Source organism: Fastidiosibacter lacustris (assembly GCF_003428155.1).
GTDB lineage: Bacteria > Pseudomonadota > Gammaproteobacteria > Francisellales > Francisellaceae > Caedibacter > Caedibacter lacustris.
Map to the genome: position 1 here is coordinate 100,808 of NZ_QLIR01000002.1, position 19,533 is coordinate 120,340.

Annotated in this window: 16 protein-coding genes; 14 read left to right on the top strand and 2 right to left on the bottom strand. The window is 35.0% G+C overall.

Annotated elements, in window-relative coordinates; translation table 11 throughout:
• Nucleotides 1–10: 10 nt before the first annotated feature.
• The 7 genes from DNJ77_RS01745 (at nt 11) to DNJ77_RS01775 (ending at nt 7,821) form a co-directional block, all read left to right on the top strand.
• The gene (locus DNJ77_RS01745) at nt 11–451 is read left to right on the top strand and encodes a hypothetical protein (protein ID WP_157966551.1); all 441 of its coding nucleotides are present in this window, start codon (nt 11–13) and stop codon (nt 449–451) included.
• Nucleotides 448–3,393 carry a DotA/TraY family protein gene (locus tag DNJ77_RS01750; RefSeq protein WP_116963281.1) on the top strand — a complete coding sequence of 982 codons (2,946 nt, stop codon included), beginning with the start codon at nt 448–450 and terminating at the stop codon, nt 3,391–3,393. The genes DNJ77_RS01745 and DNJ77_RS01750 overlap by 4 nt, the downstream gene beginning before the upstream one ends.
• 48 nt (nt 3,394–3,441) lie before the next feature.
• Nucleotides 3,442–4,245: a hypothetical protein gene (locus DNJ77_RS01755; RefSeq protein WP_116963282.1), complete on the top strand. Its 804-nt coding sequence runs from the start codon at nt 3,442–3,444 to the stop codon at nt 4,243–4,245.
• 144 nt (nt 4,246–4,389) lie between these two features.
• Nucleotides 4,390–4,653, top strand: coding sequence for a hypothetical protein (locus tag DNJ77_RS01760; RefSeq protein ID WP_116963283.1), 264 nt, complete (start codon nt 4,390–4,392; stop codon nt 4,651–4,653).
• A 199-nt stretch (nt 4,654–4,852) separates the two neighbouring features.
• Nucleotides 4,853–5,998 carry a hypothetical protein gene (locus DNJ77_RS01765; protein ID WP_116963284.1) on the top strand — a complete coding sequence of 382 codons (1,146 nt, stop codon included), beginning with the start codon at nt 4,853–4,855 and terminating at the stop codon, nt 5,996–5,998.
• Between the two features lie 44 nt (nt 5,999–6,042).
• The gene (locus DNJ77_RS01770; protein WP_116963285.1) at nt 6,043–6,792 is read left to right on the top strand and encodes a hypothetical protein; all 750 of its coding nucleotides are present in this window, start codon (nt 6,043–6,045) and stop codon (nt 6,790–6,792) included.
• A 198-nt stretch (nt 6,793–6,990) separates the two neighbouring features.
• Nucleotides 6,991–7,821, top strand: a complete 831-nt coding sequence (locus tag DNJ77_RS01775; RefSeq protein WP_116963286.1) for a hypothetical protein — start codon at nt 6,991–6,993, stop codon at nt 7,819–7,821.
• A 37-nt stretch (nt 7,822–7,858) separates the two neighbouring features.
• On the opposite strand, the gene DNJ77_RS01780 is transcribed toward DNJ77_RS01775, so the two are convergent.
• Together DNJ77_RS01780 and DNJ77_RS01785 are read right to left on the bottom strand one after the other, a co-directional pair.
• Nucleotides 7,859–11,146: a translocation/assembly module TamB domain-containing protein gene (locus tag DNJ77_RS01780; protein WP_116963287.1), complete on the bottom strand. Its 3,288-nt coding sequence runs from the start codon at nt 11,144–11,146 to the stop codon at nt 7,859–7,861.
• Nucleotides 11,143–12,918: an autotransporter assembly complex protein TamA gene (locus DNJ77_RS01785; RefSeq protein WP_116963288.1), complete on the bottom strand. Its 1,776-nt coding sequence runs from the start codon at nt 12,916–12,918 to the stop codon at nt 11,143–11,145. Before DNJ77_RS01785 ends, DNJ77_RS01780 begins: the two co-directional genes overlap by 4 nt.
• Nucleotides 12,919–13,002: 84 nt before the next feature.
• Between DNJ77_RS01785 and tadA the strand changes: the two genes are divergently transcribed.
• The 7 genes from tadA (at nt 13,003) to DNJ77_RS01820 (ending at nt 19,531) form a co-directional block, all read left to right on the top strand.
• The gene (gene tadA / locus DNJ77_RS01790; protein WP_116963289.1) at nt 13,003–13,470 is read left to right on the top strand and encodes a tRNA adenosine(34) deaminase TadA; all 468 of its coding nucleotides are present in this window, start codon (nt 13,003–13,005) and stop codon (nt 13,468–13,470) included.
• 257 nt (nt 13,471–13,727) lie between these two features.
• Nucleotides 13,728–14,480: a beta-ketoacyl synthase chain length factor gene (locus DNJ77_RS01795; protein WP_116963290.1), complete on the top strand. Its 753-nt coding sequence runs from the start codon at nt 13,728–13,730 to the stop codon at nt 14,478–14,480.
• Between the two features lie 17 nt (nt 14,481–14,497).
• The gene (asd, locus tag DNJ77_RS01800) at nt 14,498–15,601 is read left to right on the top strand and encodes an aspartate-semialdehyde dehydrogenase (protein WP_116963291.1); all 1,104 of its coding nucleotides are present in this window, start codon (nt 14,498–14,500) and stop codon (nt 15,599–15,601) included.
• 99 nt (nt 15,602–15,700) lie between these two features.
• Nucleotides 15,701–16,033: a TrbC/VirB2 family type IV secretion system protein gene (locus tag DNJ77_RS01805; protein WP_116963292.1), complete on the top strand. Its 333-nt coding sequence runs from the start codon at nt 15,701–15,703 to the stop codon at nt 16,031–16,033.
• Between the two features lie 177 nt (nt 16,034–16,210).
• Nucleotides 16,211–16,465, top strand: a complete 255-nt coding sequence (locus tag DNJ77_RS01810; RefSeq protein ID WP_116963293.1) for a VirB3 family type IV secretion system protein — start codon at nt 16,211–16,213, stop codon at nt 16,463–16,465.
• A 5-nt stretch (nt 16,466–16,470) separates the two neighbouring features.
• Nucleotides 16,471–18,924, top strand: a complete 2,454-nt coding sequence (gene trbE / locus DNJ77_RS01815) for a conjugal transfer protein TrbE (RefSeq protein WP_116963294.1) — start codon at nt 16,471–16,473, stop codon at nt 18,922–18,924.
• The gene (locus DNJ77_RS01820; protein WP_116963295.1) at nt 18,911–19,531 is read left to right on the top strand and encodes a hypothetical protein; all 621 of its coding nucleotides are present in this window, start codon (nt 18,911–18,913) and stop codon (nt 19,529–19,531) included. The genes trbE and DNJ77_RS01820 overlap by 14 nt, the downstream gene beginning before the upstream one ends.
• The last annotated feature ends 2 nt before the right edge of the window (nt 19,532–19,533 follow it).

The window sequence follows — 19,533 nt, forward strand, 5'->3', positions numbered from 1 at the left end:
GAAACCTCATATGAAAAAAACAAAAGAAAGTAAAGAGAAAATTAGATTCCGTCGTACAAAGAAAATGTTTCTAATTGATTCGTTTCAAAAGCAGCATAAATTTATTGCTAATATCTTTAAACAGGTATTTAAAATTAGACAACCTGAGCATGAAATGTCATATGAAGACTTAGCAGCAATAGGTGTAGATAGTAATCGTGTAACTTATCTAATTAGAAGATTTACCTTTATGCTGCGACTATGTTTATTGCTTGCTGTCGTTGATTATTTTTATGCGCTGTATTTATTCATCCATGGTTATATATTAGTTGGGTTAATGGCCATATCGGTTTTGCTATTACTTTTGGCCAATGCCTTTAAATATCATTTTTGGCGCTATCAACTATTGAAGAAAAAATTAGGATGTCATTTTAAAGAATGGTTTAGTGATTTAGTAAAAGGAGTCAAATGATGGCAACGGGTATAACAGAAAACTGGAGCGCCTGGCAGGTACTTGATCAGCTATTTGGTTTTGATAGCCAAAATACTTCGGCATCTGCCGCCTTGTCAGGGCAAGCAAGTGACGTTGCTTTTAGGGAGCTTATTTATTATTTCAATTGTGGCATTATTATGGCAGTAATTGCTATTTATGCTTTTATTCTGGTAATTGGCACGATTAATACAGCAAAAGATGGTACTTTTTTAGGTAAAAATTGGAGCTCTTATTGGATTCCTTTGCGAACTATTTTAGGTTCTGCATGTGCAATTCCATTAAAATCAGGTTTTTGTATGGCACAATACTTTGTTTTTTTGATGGTGGGAGTGAGCATTAATTTTGCTAATCAAGTATGGCAAAATACTTATGAAAAACTCGATAAGGATAAAGTACCGCCTGTGATGAGTTTTGATATATCAGATGGAGTGAAGACTGACATTGCTTTGTATCTTTTAGCAGGTTTTTCAGCAGATATGTTAAAAAACGTTGGTATGCCTACAGGTAGTGATAATAAATATGATGCTTTGGATACGACTAAAGTGGATCAAATGTCTTTAGTACAAGCGGCAATGAAAATCGAAAAAAACATTACCCAAAAGATGATTGACAATAATCAATTAGACGATATTTACGTTACGAAAGACAAAAAAATTAATACAGCCAACATAGAAAGACTCAAACAAGGTATGCAGCAATGGTCAGTGATTGAGGATGATAACTACGTTCAATTTGATGTTTACAAAATCATTAACCACTATATATTTAGGTTACCTATCACTCAACCTGATCAGGATAAAGTTTCTACGGCGTTAAATACTTATTGTTATGTTGAAAAAAAGGATGAAGGATCACAACCACGTTCTTGTCAAGACATGGTTAATAGTATTATGGCTATTCATAACAATAGTATGGATATTAATAAGCACCTAACAAACGATGCAGATGTTATTTTTACGTTGTCTCAGGCGATTGCCAGAGGGTTTCAACAAAAATTAAAGGACGAAGCAAAAAATACCGATCAAGATAAAGTCAACTCTACTGAAGATGATAAAAAGGAGGGTGAAAATGACTGGTGGAATGCAGATCAAAAGTACTTTAAATTGGATGGTAATTTTGAGGAAGTATTAAAAGCATTTCATAATGACTTTGCAATATTTGATGACTTATTGTATAACAACCAGCAAAGTCAAATCACTATTGATAAAGTGGGTGTGACACTACAGTATTTAAAAAATAACAATAGTATTAGTAGCTTAGTTGACCATTATAATGATGGTTCTCTTGAATATAGACTTTATCCTGACACCCACGCAGATGAAAAAAATCCTAAGCATAATAAAGAGGTCAAATTAACTGATTATACAGAAAATGATAAAACAGATAAGTTTATTCAGTTGGATGTCACTAAGCTTAAACAGCAAATGATAGATGTTTTTCATAACGTGTACGGAGATAAGGATAATCAGTACTGTAGGGATCAATTTAGCAAGCTTTTTCCTAATCAGCATATTATTGATGGTTTTAGTTGTAAGGATTTAATCGATGCGGTTGTTCCTTCTTCTATTTCAACAGATATTGGTAAGTATTTTTTAGTTATTCAAACGGCACTTGCTAATAGTAAATCAGGGATAGAAAGCTTGAAAGCAGAATATATCAGCCAATTTTTGTACTTAGTGCGTTTGTTTCAGCTAAATAATGTCGGTTTTTTCCATGAAGGTGCAGTAGTTGCTGATATTGCTTCTCCTGCGGAGAGTTTTTTAAATGGAATTTTCCAAAAAATGAGCCTTAATGCTGATGCAGGAGGAATGTTAAGTCAAATTTATAATATTGGTGAAGCAGTAACTCCTGGCGTTGAAATGACAAATGCCTTTTCAGCGTTAAGACAGATCCAAGGTGTGGGGCAGTCATTAATTAAAATGGTAGTTGATACTTTGCAATCTGTTACCGAAAAAACAGAGAAAGCTTTTACAGATGTTTTAATTGAAGTATCTACTATTCAGGGTGCGTCAAAACTTGCTGCATTAGGAACTGCGGCTTTTAGTTATTTTACACCTGGGTTGCCTGGTGTGATTTCTTCAATTGGAGACGTTGGTGCACAATTGGCGACCCTTATTACTATGACGAATTTAACGATGTCATTAGTATGGTTACCCTTAGTATTTTTTGTTTTAGTGACCTTATTTACCAATGCAGTTTTATTCGCACTTATTATTCCATTGACCCCATTTATCTTATTTTGGGCGGGAAAGATTGCATGGTTGTTACTCATTATTGAAGCTTTAGTTGCAGCCCCTGTTGTGGCATTAGGTATTGTTTATCCAGAAGGACATGAAGTATTTGGTAAAGCGGAACCTGCTATTCAAATCATGTTGAACCTTGTCTTAAGACCTGTATTGATGGTATTTGGGTTAATTACTGCGATTATTTTGACATATCTGGTTATTGCCATTTCGGCAAAAGGATTTCACGCTGTAGCAACTCAAATTAGCAATGTGTATGGTACATCGAGTGACAGTTATGTAACGGGGACATTAAACTTATTATTGGTATTTATGTATGCAAGCTTTATTGGTTTAGCCTTTTACAAGTGCTTTTCATTAATTTATATTTTGCCAGATAAAATATTGCATTGGGTAGGTGGCACACATAATGAGCGTGCAGGTGCTGAAGATATGCAAGAGATGAAGTCTTCTGGTATGCAAAATGCTCAAGGTATGGCACAAGCAGGCACACAAACGGCAGAGAAATATAATCAAGGCAAAACAGAAGAAATGCATGGTGTTCAAAACATGGGCTCTAGTGTGGGACATGTCGGCACGTCTGTGGATAATTACAAATATCATAAAAATCAGAAAGGTAGTAGCGGTGGAGGTGAAAATAGTGCGCACCTTAATAACCCCGTTAATCCTAACAAATAAGGCTTAAATCTTGTCATAAGTTATGAATGGAAGTGGAGAAATAAGATAATGAAAAATAAAATTAAATTAATTATTGGTTTAGGAGTCATTATATCCCCAATATGGGCTTTTGCTGTCACAGACTATTATATTACGATTAAAAACAATACCCCTTATACTTTGGTAGAACCAGGAACTTGGGTGGATGAAGGACGAGGATTTCAGACGAGTAAATCTAATATTAATGGAGGTAAAGAGTATACCTATGAAGTAGATGCTACATCTGGACCAGGCGGTGATACACGAGTAAGGGGGGGGATTGCTTATAGAATTAATGATTTTAATAATGATCGTTTTATGGCTGGGATTAAATTTAACATTGATGCCCATTCGGATCAATCACCACAATGGGCAGAGGCCTATACGAATGGGGATGATAACTTATTACACGTTGATTATAGATTTACAGGAAGTCGTTATCTTGAAGTTACAGTGACAGTAGCAATGAACGTATTCCCCTATCGTTTTATTTCTTTGGGACTCGGTTCTTTGAATGTTAGCGCTTGTGGTCAACATGCAACGCCATTAGCAAATGGTTTCTATGGTAATCCGTGTAAAGGAAACAATGATAGCTTTCTAAGTATTGGTTTTGCAAATTCTCCTGATTTATGTAGATTGACGATTAATTCTAATGGAGAAATTAAAGATGGGTTGATTTCTTGTAATATGGGGACCGAAGCGCGTTATATTAAAGATAAATCTACAATTGTCTTTGTATGCCAATCCAAAGGTTATGGCACGAGTTCTTGTCCGTGGTTAACTTGGGAGGGACAATCTGATTCATACAGTAAAGCTATAAATGGCACTTTTTGAGTATCTTTCAATGTTGTCTGTCAAGATTGTAAATACGTTATAAGATTCAGCAATTTGATGAATCTACTCATATACTATGGTGTCTTTTGAATAATGCTCATATAATAACAACAGATTTAACTAAATATACTCTAGGGGGAAACAATGAGTAGTCAAAATAATAATGGTAGTAAAAATGAGCAGTATAAGGTTAATGTTGTTTCAGATGAAAAAGCAATTGCTGCGATGAAAGAAGCTTTTAAACTTTCTGCAAAATTAGAGCAGGATTCAATTAATCGTTTTTCACAAGACAATTGGTTTAATCAACCAATAGAAAAAATAGATTATGATGTTAAAAGTGGTTCAAATTATAAAGGTGATATTTTCAAAGGTGGTTCAGACGTTGGAACACAGAATACCCCAAGATAATTGTTATTGGATTATATAATAGCTTTATGAAGTCAAGTTGACTTAAACCAGTAAATCGATTTCATCAAGCTCTAAAAGTTTCAACTGATGTTTTGATTGCAAGGTCACCTAGCTCTTGCAAGAAGAAAAGTACACTTTCGTTCCCATGATTAACATCAATAGATAGCGTTTTTTATTTTTAATAAAGAGGAATTTTAATATGTCATTTGATTTAAATAATACGATTTTTTATGCAGTAAAAAAAGATGGTGCAAACAACTATGAAATAAAGGCTGTAGAAAAAGTTGGGTTTTATTCTGATAAATATATGAAGGATCAAGATAAATCTAAAGAACATTACTTGCTGAGTGTTAATAATTTAAAAAAGGATAAACGTGAAAAATTGTTTAAAAAGGATAAAGACAATAAATTTGATCTGTTGGAAAAAACCGAATGGTCAGAACAAGAACTTAATGAAATATTGGGTGTTAATTGGAATAACAATAAGATTGATTTTCAACAAGGTGCTGATTATAACTTTGCGCAATTGACTAATCTAAGTCAGGTTAAAACAAAGGATGAAGCAAAAGCTTTGGTAGAGGTGTTAAATACGCTGCTTCCTCAAGGTAGTGATGGCACTAAATTACCAAAATTTGAGTTCAAAAAATTTAAGCAGGATAAAAAAGACAATGCCACAATTTACACGTTAAAATCAGGCGAAGATGCTTACACTATCACCCAAAAAAGTGATGGCATAACTCATATTGAAGCAAGTAATAACGGAAAAGAGTTCGCACTTTGTGTACTGGCGACTGCTGCAACTTTACGTGCTAATACCCGAGCGAATTTAAAAGCAAAGGTTCTAGAAGCGGTAGATAAGCTGGATAAAAACGATCCAGACTTTGAAAAGAAAAAATATGAAAAAGTAAGAGAAATACTAAATATAGGTTTACCTAAACAGCAAGTTAATCCGCCAAAAGAACACCCTAATAGTAATTCTCAGAATAAATTGAAACAACCAAATGAGAATAAAAATTTAAACAAACAAATTCAGCAGGAAATAGTTCCTACTGTTACATTGAAATTAAAACCAATCTATAAAAAGAAAGATAATAATAAAGATGATGATGATTTAGATTGGAAGCAATATGAGGCAATTAAGGAAGCTTACGATAAGGCAGGTGTTCGCGTTAGATTGGATGATACAATGTTTGCAAAAAATCAAAAAGGAGAGTCGGCATATTCAGCAGAAGCACAAACAAAGTTACAAGAAATCTTTAAGAATAATGATTATTCTGAAGCATTTATGAATTATTATTTAGGCAAGCAAAATACAACTAGCGCAGAAAATGTTGGCACATTATGAACTTAACTATCAACTTGTTAAGGTCAAATTAACTTGGGGGGCTTATGTCTTCATTACAAACAAAAATAAAACAAATATCACAACAATTATTAGAGCAGCAACAGGAATTTGAATTCAAAAAACCACTATTGCAATTTTTAAACCAGGTTTATATAGAGCAAGGTAAAATTCAAGTTTTGCAAGATAAACTGGAAAAATTCATAGAATTGTTAGGTCGATATTTAAAAACGTATGCACATGTACATAAAGTAAATGAAGAAATAAATGAAGAAGACCAAGAAAGTTTAGATGAAGCCTTAAAAGAAATAGAAGTTTTTTACCATGATTTGCATAACAAGTATGAAGAGCAACAGCATCAGTTTAAAAAGAAAGAAAAAGTTAAGTTAAAAGGTGTTTATAGTAAAAATAAAGAGGCACATGATGCAAACGATGTTTTAGAATCACAATATGGAATAGCCGAAGATGATAAAATGACACAGGAAAAGGTGGAATTATTGGTGCAAACTTTAGATAAAGAACAGCCTTGTATTTTATCTTTTTCGCTGACCGAGAATAGCTTGTATAATTTAACAATGATCGTGCAGGAAATGTTAAGTTGTGATTGGCTAAAAGATAATATTTGCTTAAATTTATGTAAGAGTCGTAAATCTAAGTTAAACGATAAATGTTTATCACATATACGTGAGCTGTCTGAATTATTATCTCCTGGTGAGTATCAAAACCCTTTGTCTTTCTTGTTTAAGGAAAATAATGAAAAACCAGAGCAAATGCTGAAAATCGGTAAATTAATGTGATCAACATTGTAAGCAAAGTGAGTTATTGGTAATAAAATATCACATAATTTTATTTTTAAAAATTAAAAACCTTAATGCTATAAACACATTGATCGTTTAGTAAAGTGTGTACATATTTCAAGTATTGTTTGTATATTGATCTTTAGGTGAATATAAAGTAGTATTTGCCCACATTGTTCTAGCTATACGTAGAGTTAAATGTCTATTTGTAACAGAAAGGAAAATCTTAAAAAGATTTATTTTCATCATAAAAGTAGAGTAATCAATAGCTACTATGATGTTGTGTCACAGTTGACCCATACATTTCAGGTATCAGATGCAAGTTATGATAGAGTATATAAAAATAAAAAGGTCATATCATTTCCTATTCTCGTTAGAGAAACAACAGAGGAATGGCTAGATACCAGTTCAATACATGAGCCTTTACACCTTTATGATAATTTATTAGAGTTACCTTGTGTGTCAACCCTTGAAGAAGTTATTCCTTTTATACGTGAACAAGAGATTATAGAGTGTGAATATGGCTTTTTTGATAGGGTCCGTGTCTTACCAAACATTGTGACTTATAGAGTGTATAATGAAGATGACTCTATTAGTTCCTTAACCATTGTTACTAAAAACGGAGCGTTTAACGTTCGCGAATATGATTGGTACTTTAAAAAAATTATTAAAGAGATAGAAAAGAGATTATTTAGTTCTGACACTTTATTCTATGAGTTATTTGACATCACTGAATATATAGAACCAATCAAGTTGAACATGGGAATAGAGCAAGACAAATTTCCCTTTCAGCTGACAGATTCTGAAAATAGTTGTTTTTATTATATTTATCATGGGCATTATGATGCAAAATCTTTAGCCTCAAAACTTTCATTATCTCATAGGAGCGTTGAGAGAATTATTGCATCATTGATTGAAAAACTAGGTTGTGTAAATAAATATGACCTTGTTGTCGCCATTTCTAAGCGTCATGACTATATTAGAAAACTAATACAACGAAGTACATCATCCTACATTCGACTAAGGTGAGTTTGTATAATAAAGTATATATGCTCATCGTAACCATTTAATCTTTCGAATGTGTTTGGTAGAGAATATCTCCACCTTTATCAAAGCTTGTTACCTCACCTTTTAATTTCCATTGTGGTGTAAGTGAAAACGTTGCAATACCTTGTTGTTCCCCTGTGAATATTCCAACACCATAACTCAAGTAGAGTCGTGGCGTTATTTGTTTACCAATGAAGACAGCGGTGTTATTTTGTGTATTGCTTGTTCCATTTGTGGTATTAGTTGAATTATTGCTTAAGTTGCCAAGCGAAAATTCAGTTAGTGATAGACGATCCTTTAATTCATCAATCACACTGCTGCCACCTTCGTTAATTGCAATTAACAAAGCCATTTGAGAAAGTGAATCGGATGAAGTCTGATTGCTGTTCAAGCTTGTCAATACTTGTCCAAATAGAATAAAAGATAAAATATCGGTTTGTGACATAGTAGGATTAGAGAAAAGCTGAACTTTAGGATTGTTTGCTGTTCCTGTAATTTGAATGCCGATTGTCTCTGGTACATCAGGTTGTGAAAGTTTGACAGAAGTTGGGATGTTATAATAAGTAGTGATTGAAAGTAGGGGGTTATTAACAGAAGAGCTATTAAACAAGACCCTTGATTTAGGATCAACTGTGAAACGCTTGCCATAAGCAGTAAATATGCCATTAACAGGTTGCAAAGCTCCTATACCAAGCATCGGTTCGTTGGATTTACTTATGATATTAAGCGTACCTTCAATATTTGTGTTAATTCCAAGTCCTGAAATCGAAGCATTTTGCCCCATATCGATGTTGATATTCATGCTAAATGGTATTTTTTTTTGCGGTTCAAGTGCCTGGTTGTTATTCACATAAACGACGTCATTTTGGATAGTGTTTTGTAAGTTGCTTCCTTTCATGCCTGCCAGATTAACAATGAGCTGATCGATAAAAATACTACCAGTGAGCGTGTTATCACTATTTTGTTGACTAAAGTTAAGCTTAGGTGAAACGATTACTTCTATATCAGGCGTATTGATAACCTTAAGCTTGTGACCAGTTATTGTAATATTAGTGTTGATTTTACCTTGTTGAAAGAGACTAGTTCCCGAAATCGACAATCGTTCATGATCAATCATCGCTTGAGCCTCTATTTGAGCAGTCAGAGGCGTGTTGATCTTTATATTAGCATTCAAGTTTGTAAGAGTTGTATTAAGTGGAAGTAATTCGATTGTGCCATTGTCGAGTTTTAGATTGCCATTGATATTTGGATTAGAGAAGTTATTGCTGATAGAAAGTTTTGCATTGAGCGCTCCAGTTTTAATCAAGGTAGGAAACTTTGGGAAGAAGTTACTGATCCAGCCTAAACGCGTAGATTTGACATTGATATTACCATTAATCATTGCGCTCGTTAAATGAGCAAATTCAAAGTCACTGCTTTTTAGTGCAGCTATTATGCTGTTTTGTGGGAAGTGAGCATCAAGTTTGCTGGTGAGCATTTTATTCTTGAGATCTACACTTGCATTTATATGAGTGAGGTAGATGAGTTTATGAATTGGATCAATTGCTTGTAATTCTTTAAACCAGTTACTGTTATTGCCAAAGAAAAAACCCTTTCCAGTAACATTAACGTTGGCAATGGGATTCTCATTTGCTTCTTGAGAGTATGTGCTATCAAAATCAACGACAAAAGTATCATTGCCATAGGGTAGATTAGGCATTAATTTCACGGGGGTGATCCTTCCATGTAGTGTTGCAATTATGGCACGAGGTGAAAAGTTTGCTTCTAGGCATAGCCTATTATTAGAAGAGGTCATTAAACAAAGCGTTGATAATGAACTGTTAGTTGGAGAGAGTTTGATTGTACTTGGATGCATGATTTGCCAGCGTTGCTTAAATTTTTTCAGCGTAAGGTTAAGCGTATCAATCGTTGCAATAAGCGTCGATAGAGAAAGTGATTTAAGCTTACTCTGAAGAGCCAGATTAACATCGTTTGAATCTACGCTTAATGAAAGATTAGTATTGTCAACGTTTAGGATGAGTTTTTGGGTATCAAAATTTTTGTATAGAAAATCACGAATATCTAAGTTAAAAGAAAGTGTGTGATAGTCTTTGTCATCAATAGCGATATTACCTTTAGAGGAAATGCCCCCACTAATGCTGAAAGGGTAATGATTTAGGTTGGTAATAAATACTTCCCACTTGGCTTTAAGTAATGCATTATTCTTAGTTAGTTGAAGTACAATAGAATCATTATTATGTGGGTTGGTTAAAGAGAAATCGTCGAGTTGAAATAAGCGAGTTTTATTAGTGAGTTTAAGTACACAGTTAAGCTTGATTTCATTGGCAAAGACATCGCAAAATTTCGTCTTTAGCTCCAGTTGATCCTCTTTAGTGTTCAGTATACCTCCAGCATTAAGATGTACTGGCCAGGTTTGATTAAGCGATTTAATTGCCAGTGACCAATTTAGTTTGTTGCTAAATAGCAAGGTGTTATCAATTTCTGCAATATGATTCAAGATGAGTTTAGTGTCAATTTGAGCGCCATTGAACAGACTTGTAAGCACATAAGGATAAGGTTTTTGTTGATAATAAACGTCCCCTTTACTAACTATTTGAAACAGTTTGCCAAAATCACCACGTATCGTTGTGTCTTGAGTCGTTAATTGTACACCTTGTTGAGAAAGGTTGACGTTTAGATCAAGTGTAGTTGAAAAAGGAGCATTTAAAATAATAAAGCCTGTTTTCAAGAAAGCATGTGCTTGATATTGTGGCAATTGAGCAGCGACAGAATCAAGGCTTAACTTATCCTTGATAAGTGATACATTTTTAGCAGAAAATGATCTAGCCTGAACAATGAGCTCATTATTCATGAGGTAGTCTACTTGATCGATGCTTATGGCATAAGCATTCAAGTCAAGTGGCATGCTAAAATCGAAAGCTTCAATATGTTGAGTTTTGCTATCTGTAATTTCTTCTACATTCGTATTAACATCTACGTAAACTTTAGAAAGGTTAAGCTTATTGACATCAAGTTTTTGTTTTGCAACTAAAGCCCACAGCGATAAAGAAAGTTGAACATTGCTTAAATGAATATTAACGACATCATTTTTGATGTCTAAGTTTTGCAATTGTAAACGGTTGATTTGCCCCTTAATTTCACCTTCTATGCTAATGCCCAATGGTTGTAAAAAGTGATTGGCAATGACTTTTGTGATTTTAAGCCCAGGCGTGGTAAAAAGTAAAAAACCAAGCGAAATTAAGACAATGAGTAGTAAAGTAGAGACACTAATAGTTAACCATTTAAAACACTTACCTAATTTTTTCATAGGTTTACTCCTATGCTCAGATCAAAGCGCCAATGCTGATCGTTTCGGTTTAACGTGCGTGTAAAAAAAGCCATAAAAGGTCCTAAAGGGGTTTTATAACTTAAACCTATACCTCCAGCTTTTAATATTTGTATGTCACTGAGATTGGGTTTGTTTGAAGCATTTCCTAAGTTGTAATAAAGCATGGTACTAAAATTGCCATAAATGCGTTGCTCAACGCCAGCAAAACCTGTTGCTAAGTAGCGTCCACCTGTGACATTACCATTGACGGTAGGTCCTTGACTTAAATATGGATACCCTAATAAATTAGCAATTCCACCTGCGTAAAAGCGAAAGTTAGGTGCAACGTCTTGAATATTATTAACAGTGGTAAAACCCCAATAACCAGCAAATAGCAGTCGATTCCAATCGAGATTAAGTGGAAAAGAATAATAAATGCTCATCATGTTGCGAATAAAGTTTTGATCTGACAAAGGGGATTTAATAGAAGCTTGTAATAGATTATTCCAAATTAAACCTTCAGAGTAAAAACCATTTTGTGTTGTACTATCATAAACAAGCGCAATCCCTGGTACCAAATATTTGCCATTAATATTATTTGAATTGGCAACTGTACTGTAGTTGGTCAAATATTGTTGGATACTAGTAGTTGCTTGCCAATTACCGTATTTGTGCGTGTGAATAAGACCAAAGTTTGTTTGGCGCTCATTATAAGTATCAGTTTCAATATAACTTTGTTGGGCATTAATATTCCAGTTGTCATATAACGGATCTTGGCCTGGAAAAGTGTAACTTGTGCTAAAGGTGGTGTTAGCAGGAGAGGCTTCAATATTGAATGAAAATTGCTGTCCTGTATTTGTTACGTGACGAAAAAGTGTGCCAAAGCTTACACGTGGTCCGGTGAAAGTGCCATAACCCACACCAAAGGTATAGTTACGCGAGTAATTTGCAGTAAGCTTGACATTAATTGGCACGGTTTTATTTTGCTGATCTCTTTGAGAGATTAATGGTACTATTTGTGCACTACTAAAGTAACCACTATCTTGCAAGCGTTTATTTGCTTGCGTTATTTTGTTTTGACTAAAGTTGCTCCCTTGTTTGATCAGAATCAAATCGTAAATAAACTCTGGTGAATACTCATAGCGGTTTTGTTTGATGTTAATTTCCCCTATTTTGTATTGCTCTCCTGTATCAACTGTCAGAACGATCTCTGCACTGTATTTTAATAGGTTGATGCGAACTTGATGTTCAGTTAGTGTTGCATCTAAATATCCCTCATTGAAAAAACTATCCGTGAGTAAGAATTTTGCCTTTTCATATTGCGTTTGAGTGAGTATTTCACCTTCTTTTAATGGAAAGTTATGTAGTGTTTTTTTCGCAAACTTACTTCCTTTGCCTGCGCCAACGATGTTCACATGTAGTGAGTTAATATAAAGTGGTGCATTGAGCTGGATATTAAAAATAACAATCCATTTGTTATTTTGGACCTTAAAATCAGTGTTGATGACTGGTTTATAATAACCATAAGGCTCAAGTAGAGTTTTGATTTCGTCATCACTTTTTTTAAGCAGTAATTGCATTTGATTTGGATGTGCTAAGGCAAAGTCCTTAAAGCGTGATAGGGTAATGTTATCAATAAGGCTTTGTTTGACTTTAGTATCGTTTATACCATTAATTTGAATTTCAAGCTCTGATTTTACCGAATTTTCAGCATGAGTGATGGCAATTAGACCACAGGCAAAAAGCAAACAAAAAATAATTCTCCTTAGCATTGTCTTTTTGCTGTGCCTATCGTGTTAGTGAGTAAATTTAGTATATTATAAGTTATCTTTTGGCATATAGAAACACACGCGAGAATGTCTTTACCTGAACATGAAAAATGGATGCAAGTCGCATTACAACAGGCTAAAAAAGCGTTGCAATATGACGAGGTACCTGTGGGTGCTGTGATTGTTTTAAATAATGAAATTATTGGAACAGGCTTTAATCAAGTGATTCGCTTATCTGATCCAACGGCACACGCTGAAATTATTGCCTTACGACAGGCTGGTATGGCAAAGCATAATTACCGCTTACCTGAGTGTGATATATATGTCACTTTAGAGTCATGTATGATGTGTCTAGGTGCGATGGTACATGCTCGCTTGAGGTGTGTTTATTTTGCAACAACTGAACCAAAAGCAGGTGTGATTTGCTCTCAAGCTCATTTACATCAATCTAATTTTTTAAACCACAGGTTAGATGTTCAGGGTGGGGTGTTAATGAAAGAAGCAAGCCAGTTATTGAAAGATTTTTTTAAAAAAAAGCGCAGTATTAATTGTTAACGCTATCTAGTGGCAGAATCAAGTTGCTCATTTAATTTGGATAATTTGGAGTTTACAAAACCTCGTGTACAAAGGCATGATTTGCTGGTTGAAGTCAAAGGTGTATCGGTTAATTCTGTTGATACTAAATTCAGACAAGGCAAAATGGACAAACCAGGCAAACCAAAAATGCAATAGGTAGAAGATAAACGATACTTGTAAAGCCTATAGACAGTGGTATAAATTAACGCAGAGAATAATCAAGGTTATAGAGAGTTATGAAGCAGTTTAAATTTTATCTACAACGCTTTTACGGTTTTGCTCCACAACTAAAGAGTCCTTCTGATTGGCAGCAGTGGTATCAAGGTCAAACAAAACTGCATAAATGTGAGAAAGTAAAGACGACACATTTACCGGCAAGTTTAAAAAGGCGTTCAAGCGATAGTGTGAAGTTAGCACTGGATATAGCATTTGAATGTTTAGGACAAGAAACACAAGTTGATTATGTGATCTTTGCGTCACAACATGGAGAAAGTTCGCGTATACAATTGATATTGCAGCAAATTAGCAATAGACAGATGCTCTCACCTACTGATTTTTCCCAATCTGTGCACAATACTGCCTCAGGTTTATTGTCGATTACCAAAAATATCACGAGCAATATCAATTCGATCTCAGCTGGAGAGGACACATTTTTTATGGCTTTTTTTGAGGCTGTCGTTTATTTGCAATTAAATCCAAAAACCAAAGTAATGATTGTTATTTATGATGAAGTTTTACCTCTTCTTTATGAACGTTACCAAGTGGTATATGATCAGCAATATGCATGTGCTTTTATATTGACCGATACTCAAGCTCAAAATACAATTGCTATGACGTGTGATGTGACTGCTTGTAACAATAGCAAGCTAAGAAGCGTTCCACCTGCATTGATTTTTATGGCATGGCTATACAGTAATCAACAAAATAGCTTAACAATGGATAGTGTGTTTTGGCGGTTTAATTGGTATAAAGAAGAAGTGTTGTCATAAAAGGTTAGGTAAGCAGAATGTTAAAAAAACAGGTCGGTTTTATTGGTTGGCGAGGCATGGTGGGTTCTGTGCTAATCCAAAGGATGACTCAAGAGCAAGATTTTAATCGATTTAACTCTGTTTTTTTCAGTACTTCACAAAAGGGGCAGATTGCACCAGAAGTCATAAATGGTAATGCAATACTTCAAGATGCTTATGATATGAAGCTGCTTACAGAAATGAATGTCCTTGTAACTTGTCAGGGTAGTGAGTATAGCCAGCGAGTGTTGCCACAATTAAGAAAGCTGGGTTGGAAAGGTTTTTGGATTGATGCAGCATCGTATTATCGCATGGAGCAAGAAAGTATGATTGTGCTAGATCCGATTAATCGTAAAAAAATAGATGCAGCATTGAATTCGGGTATTAAGAACTATATTGGTAGCAATTGTACAGTCAGTCTTATGATGTTAGCTATTCAAGGTTTAATCAATGCAGATCTGATCAATTGGATTTCAGTGATGAGCTACCAAGCAGTATCAGGAGCAGGAGCCAATGCCATGCAAGAGCTTTTACAGCAAACAGCAATTTTAGATCGTGATGTAGTGGCGACAGGCGATATTTTAGAAACTGAAAAAGCAATACGACTTAAGTCACAAAGTGAAGCTTTTCCGTGTATGAATTTCATGACAGCTATGGCATTTAATGTGTTGCCATTTATTGATACGGTATTGCCAAATGGTCAAAGTAAAGAGGAATGGAAAATTCAAGCTGAACTAAATAAAATCTTGACAAGAGCAGATTTGATTGCAATTGATGGTATTTGTGTACGTGTTCCTGTATTAAGAGCACATAGTCAAGCGTTAACTATTGAGCTTAAAAAAACAGTTAGCTTAAGAGAAATAGAAACGTTGTTAAGTTCAGCTAATCCTTGGGTGAGGTTTGTTGAAAATACTCCACAAGAAACAGCAAAATATTTAACACCTATGGCGGTGACAGACACCTTGAATATTAGTGTAGGACGTGTTAAAAGGACAAATTTATCTAATCGTCATATTCAGCTATTTACAGTTGGTGATCAATTATTGTGGGGAGCGGCAGAACCGCTAAGAAGAATGTTAAATATTTGTGTGATGGAGCAATAATTTTGGCTATGTGCAGCATCCAGTCCTTGATTTACCAATAGATTTAACTAATATAACGATAAATATTTACAGGAACCCTTTATAAAGGAGATAGCTAACATGAAAAACTATATTGCTTTTTTAAGACGTGCTTTGCTTGTGTTGTCCATGCTACCACTAACCATTATGGCTTCGTACGCAACTGGGACACAAAACAATGCATTTTCTGCAATGACAGGACCGCTTCAACAAATTATGGATGTCATCTCAGGTCCAATTGCGCAAATGGCGGGTGTTATTTGTATTGTGATAGCGGGTCTAGGCATTGCTTTTGGTGAAGGTGGCAGTGGTGTTAGACGTTTATTTCAGGTTGTGATGGGGCTTGCGATTGCCTTTACTGCTGCAAGCTTGATTTCTGGACTATTTAATCGTGGGTCAGGTCTTATTTTCTAAACGTCCATTTCTAGTGGTATGCTTGTGTTTATGATTGTGAGTTTAATGCTTGCAGTAGATAAAGAGCAAGAGGCAAGCTTTCATCTTACAATTTAAGCGTTGCAATAATTTAGAGCTTGATTGAGTGGTTTAAAACTCTAAATATGTTTTGAAAATATATTAAAGGATGTGGTTTAAATGGCAGTGCCAGGTTTTGTGATTAGAATACATAATTCGTTGACAACACCATTGTTAACAGCAGGGGTACCTAGACAGTTTTTTATTTTAAATGGGACTTTGGGGGCAGCAATTGTTCTTGGTATGCAGTCTTGGTATGGTATTCCAATTTTCATCGTTTTGCATACTGTAGCAGTACTGATGACAAAGAAAGATCCACAGTTTTTTCAGGTCATGGTGCGACATATTAAACAAAAAAATTATTATGGTGTATAAGAGATATGTTCAATATTGCTGAGTTTCGCAAAAAACCTGACAGAATTACCGATTTATTGCCGTGGGCAGTGCTTGTTGATAAAGGTGTAATATTGAACAAAGATGGATCATTTCAAAAGACATTTGGTTTTCGTGGACCTGATTTGGAATCATCTACACAATCTCAACTTGTCTCAATTACAGCAAGGCTAAACAATACCTTAAAAAGGTTAGGTTCAGGCTGGGCATTGTATATTGAGGCAAGACGCAAGCCTGCAATGCGTTACCCTTCGGAGAATTATTTCCCCGATCCAGTAAGTTGGCTTATGGATGTTGAGCGTAAGGATCTATTCGAACGTAAGGGTGAAAACTATGAAAGTGAATATTTTTTAACTTTCCAATATTTACCGCAAAGAGAATCAGTATCCAAGTTATCAGGACTGTTTGTCAAAGAGAAAAAAAGTGATGATGAGCACGATACTGGTTACAAAAAACTGATGAATTATTTTTTGGCAACGATCAATCAACTGTACGATATCATGCAAGATTTCATGTATGAGATTGATGAGTTAAGCGATGAAGAAACGCTGACTTATTTGCATAATTGTATATCAGAGCGTGCACATAAGGTGACTGTACCGGACAATCCAAGCTATTTAGATGGAGTATTGGCAGATACGCCACTGTTAGGAGGGCTTGAACCTAAACTTGGTGAGTATTATTTAAAAACTATTTCTATCTTAGGTTTCCCAACAACTTCGGTGCCAGCTATTTTGGATGGTTTGAATCATTTACCGTTACAGTATCGTTGGGTCACACGTTTTTTGCCGTTAGACAAAGATGAAGCAGAAAAAGTACTCAAAAGTTATAAACGCCAATGGTTTGCTAAACGAAAAGGTGGTTTAACTATCTTAAAAGAGGTGATGTCCAAAAGCGAAAGTGCAATGGTTGATAGTGCAGCTGTGCAAAAATCCAATGATGCAGATGAAGCATTGTCAGAGCTATCAGATGATTTGGTATCTTTTGGCTACTACACGGCAACGGTGACGGTTTGGGATGCCGATAGGGAAAAAGTTTATGAGAAGCAGCGTGAAGTTGAACGGGTGGTAAATGGTTTAGGTTTTGTAACTGTTTCTGAAACGATTAATTCAGTTGAAGCTTGGCTATCGTCTATTCCTGGACAAGCAAATGCTAACGTGCGGACGCCTCTAATGCACAGTTTGAACTTAGCACATCTGTTACCATTTTCTGCCGTTTGGGCCGGACCAGAGATGAATATGCACTTGAATGCACCACCACTGTTGTATGCGCGTACTGCAGGCAATACGCCATTTAGGCTGTCTAACCATATTGGCGATGTTGGACATCAGATGATTTTAGGACCAACAGGAGCTGGTAAGTCAGTATTATTAAATGTGATGGCAGCACAGTTTCTGCGTTATCAAAATGCGCAAGTCTTTATTTTTGATAAAGGTGGTAGTTTTTTTGCATTAACTCAAGGGGTTAAAGGGCACTTTTATGAAGTTGGAGATGTTGGTAAGGGTGGTTTGGTGTTTCAACCTTTGGCTGAGATTGATCAAAATAGTGAACGAGTATGGGCACATGACTGGGTGCTTGGACTTTTGGAGAATGAGAAGGTTGAAATTACACCAGAAGTAAAAGAAACAGTTTGGCTTGCACTTATTAATCTCTCAGAAGTTCCCAAGGAGCAAAGGACTCTAACGGGTTTAAGGTCTTTCGTTCAAGATAGGGCACTTAGAATGGCGTTGGACTCCTATGTATTAGGTGGTCCATATGGAGAAATTTTAGATTGTGATGAAGAGCATTTTAGTGATGCAAATTGGCAATGCTTTGAAATGGAACGCTTAATGGCGATGCCAAAGATTATTGCTCCTGTACTTGCTTATATCTTTCATGTATTAGAAAAACGATTTAATGGTTGCCCAAGTTTGATGATTTTAGATGAAGCATGGCTTTTCTTAGATCACCCAATTTTTGCATCAAAAATCAAAGAGTGGCTAAAAACGCTTAGAAAGTTAAATGTATCGGTTATTTTTGCTACACAATCCGTGGATGATGCCATTAAATCTCCTTTAGTATCAGCACTTAACGAGTCGTGTCCATCACGAATTTTCTTACCAAATGATCGTTCAATGGAGCCTGCTGTATCACAAGGTTATGAATCATTAGGGCTGAATTTAAGGCAAGTGCAAATTTTAGGGCACGCGATTCCGAAACGACAATATTATTTTCAATCACACAAAGGGAATTGTTTGTTTGATTTGGGTTTAGGTCCAATTGCATTGGCATTTTGTGCAGTAAGTAAACCTCAAGAGAGAAAATACATGTGTGAGATTTTGGCGCAGAATAAAGGTTATAACTATTTTCTAAAAAGTTATTTACATGGCAAAGGATTGGATTGGGCATATGAAATAATAGAAAAGCATTATAAAGGAGTAGACTTAAATGCAACCCAATAGCTTTCCTTTTGGTAAGGAGGTTCAGTCTTATCGTCAAGCTGAGGTCATAACACCCTTTCAAAAGCAGAATCAGTTATTTGATAAACCAATCGGACAGCTTGTCTATAAGTCATATATTTGGCGCGTAGTATTTTTTTGTGGTGTTGGATTCAATTTTATTTTAACGCTTATTTTAATCGCTTACTTTAATACTATTCCTTATAAAATTTTGGTTGAACAGATAACAAATAAGGGTTTTTTAAAGTCCCCGCCTCAAATTTTAAGCCCAAATTACATTGTAAATGAAGCTGTTGTGGCTGAGTTTATCAAATCTATGTTATTAAGTGTAAAGGGTGATAAAGCGTATGAAAGTTTTGTTGATGAAGTATCATGGTCGATTTTACAAGCTGGTTTAAAAAGTTTTAACAAAACACAGATGACACAATCTGTATTTAAAAATTTCATGATTAACGGTAACAACTTTAGCGTTGAATTAGTCGATAAAAACAACAAAGCAATTTTGATGATTTCTGGGAGGTTTGTTCATCAGCCACTTGAAACACAAAAACAGGTGAATATAAATCCTTTAGGAATTTATATTCAAAAACTGACAATCCAAAGGTTGTAATG

Bases quoted from the DNA above. Each gene is read 5' to 3' on its own strand.
- DNJ77_RS01820 (WP_116963295.1), top strand. From the start codon at position 18,911: ATGCAACCCAATAGCTTTCCTTTTGGTAAGGAGGTTCAGTCTTATCGT.
- DNJ77_RS01780 (WP_116963287.1), bottom strand. From the start codon at position 11,146: ATGAAAAAATTAGGTAAGTGTTTTAAATGGTTAACTATTAGTGTCTCT.
- DNJ77_RS01805 (WP_116963292.1), top strand. From the start codon at position 15,701: ATGAAAAACTATATTGCTTTTTTAAGACGTGCTTTGCTTGTGTTGTCC.
- DNJ77_RS01760 (WP_116963283.1), top strand. From the start codon at position 4,390: ATGAGTAGTCAAAATAATAATGGTAGTAAAAATGAGCAGTATAAGGTT.
- DNJ77_RS01765 (WP_116963284.1), top strand. From the start codon at position 4,853: ATGTCATTTGATTTAAATAATACGATTTTTTATGCAGTAAAAAAAGAT.
- DNJ77_RS01750 (WP_116963281.1), top strand. From the start codon at position 448: ATGATGGCAACGGGTATAACAGAAAACTGGAGCGCCTGGCAGGTACTT.
- trbE (WP_116963294.1), top strand. From the start codon at position 16,471: ATGTTCAATATTGCTGAGTTTCGCAAAAAACCTGACAGAATTACCGAT.
- tadA (WP_116963289.1), top strand. From the start codon at position 13,003: ATGTCTTTACCTGAACATGAAAAATGGATGCAAGTCGCATTACAACAG.
- DNJ77_RS01745 (WP_157966551.1), top strand. From the start codon at position 11: ATGAAAAAAACAAAAGAAAGTAAAGAGAAAATTAGATTCCGTCGTACA.
- asd (WP_116963291.1), top strand. From the start codon at position 14,498: ATGTTAAAAAAACAGGTCGGTTTTATTGGTTGGCGAGGCATGGTGGGT.
- DNJ77_RS01795 (WP_116963290.1), top strand. From the start codon at position 13,728: ATGAAGCAGTTTAAATTTTATCTACAACGCTTTTACGGTTTTGCTCCA.
- DNJ77_RS01770 (WP_116963285.1), top strand. From the start codon at position 6,043: ATGTCTTCATTACAAACAAAAATAAAACAAATATCACAACAATTATTA.
- DNJ77_RS01775 (WP_116963286.1), top strand. From the start codon at position 6,991: ATGTCTATTTGTAACAGAAAGGAAAATCTTAAAAAGATTTATTTTCAT.
- DNJ77_RS01785 (WP_116963288.1), bottom strand. From the start codon at position 12,918: ATGCTAAGGAGAATTATTTTTTGTTTGCTTTTTGCCTGTGGTCTAATT.
- DNJ77_RS01810 (WP_116963293.1), top strand. From the start codon at position 16,211: ATGGCAGTGCCAGGTTTTGTGATTAGAATACATAATTCGTTGACAACA.
- DNJ77_RS01755 (WP_116963282.1), top strand. From the start codon at position 3,442: ATGAAAAATAAAATTAAATTAATTATTGGTTTAGGAGTCATTATATCC.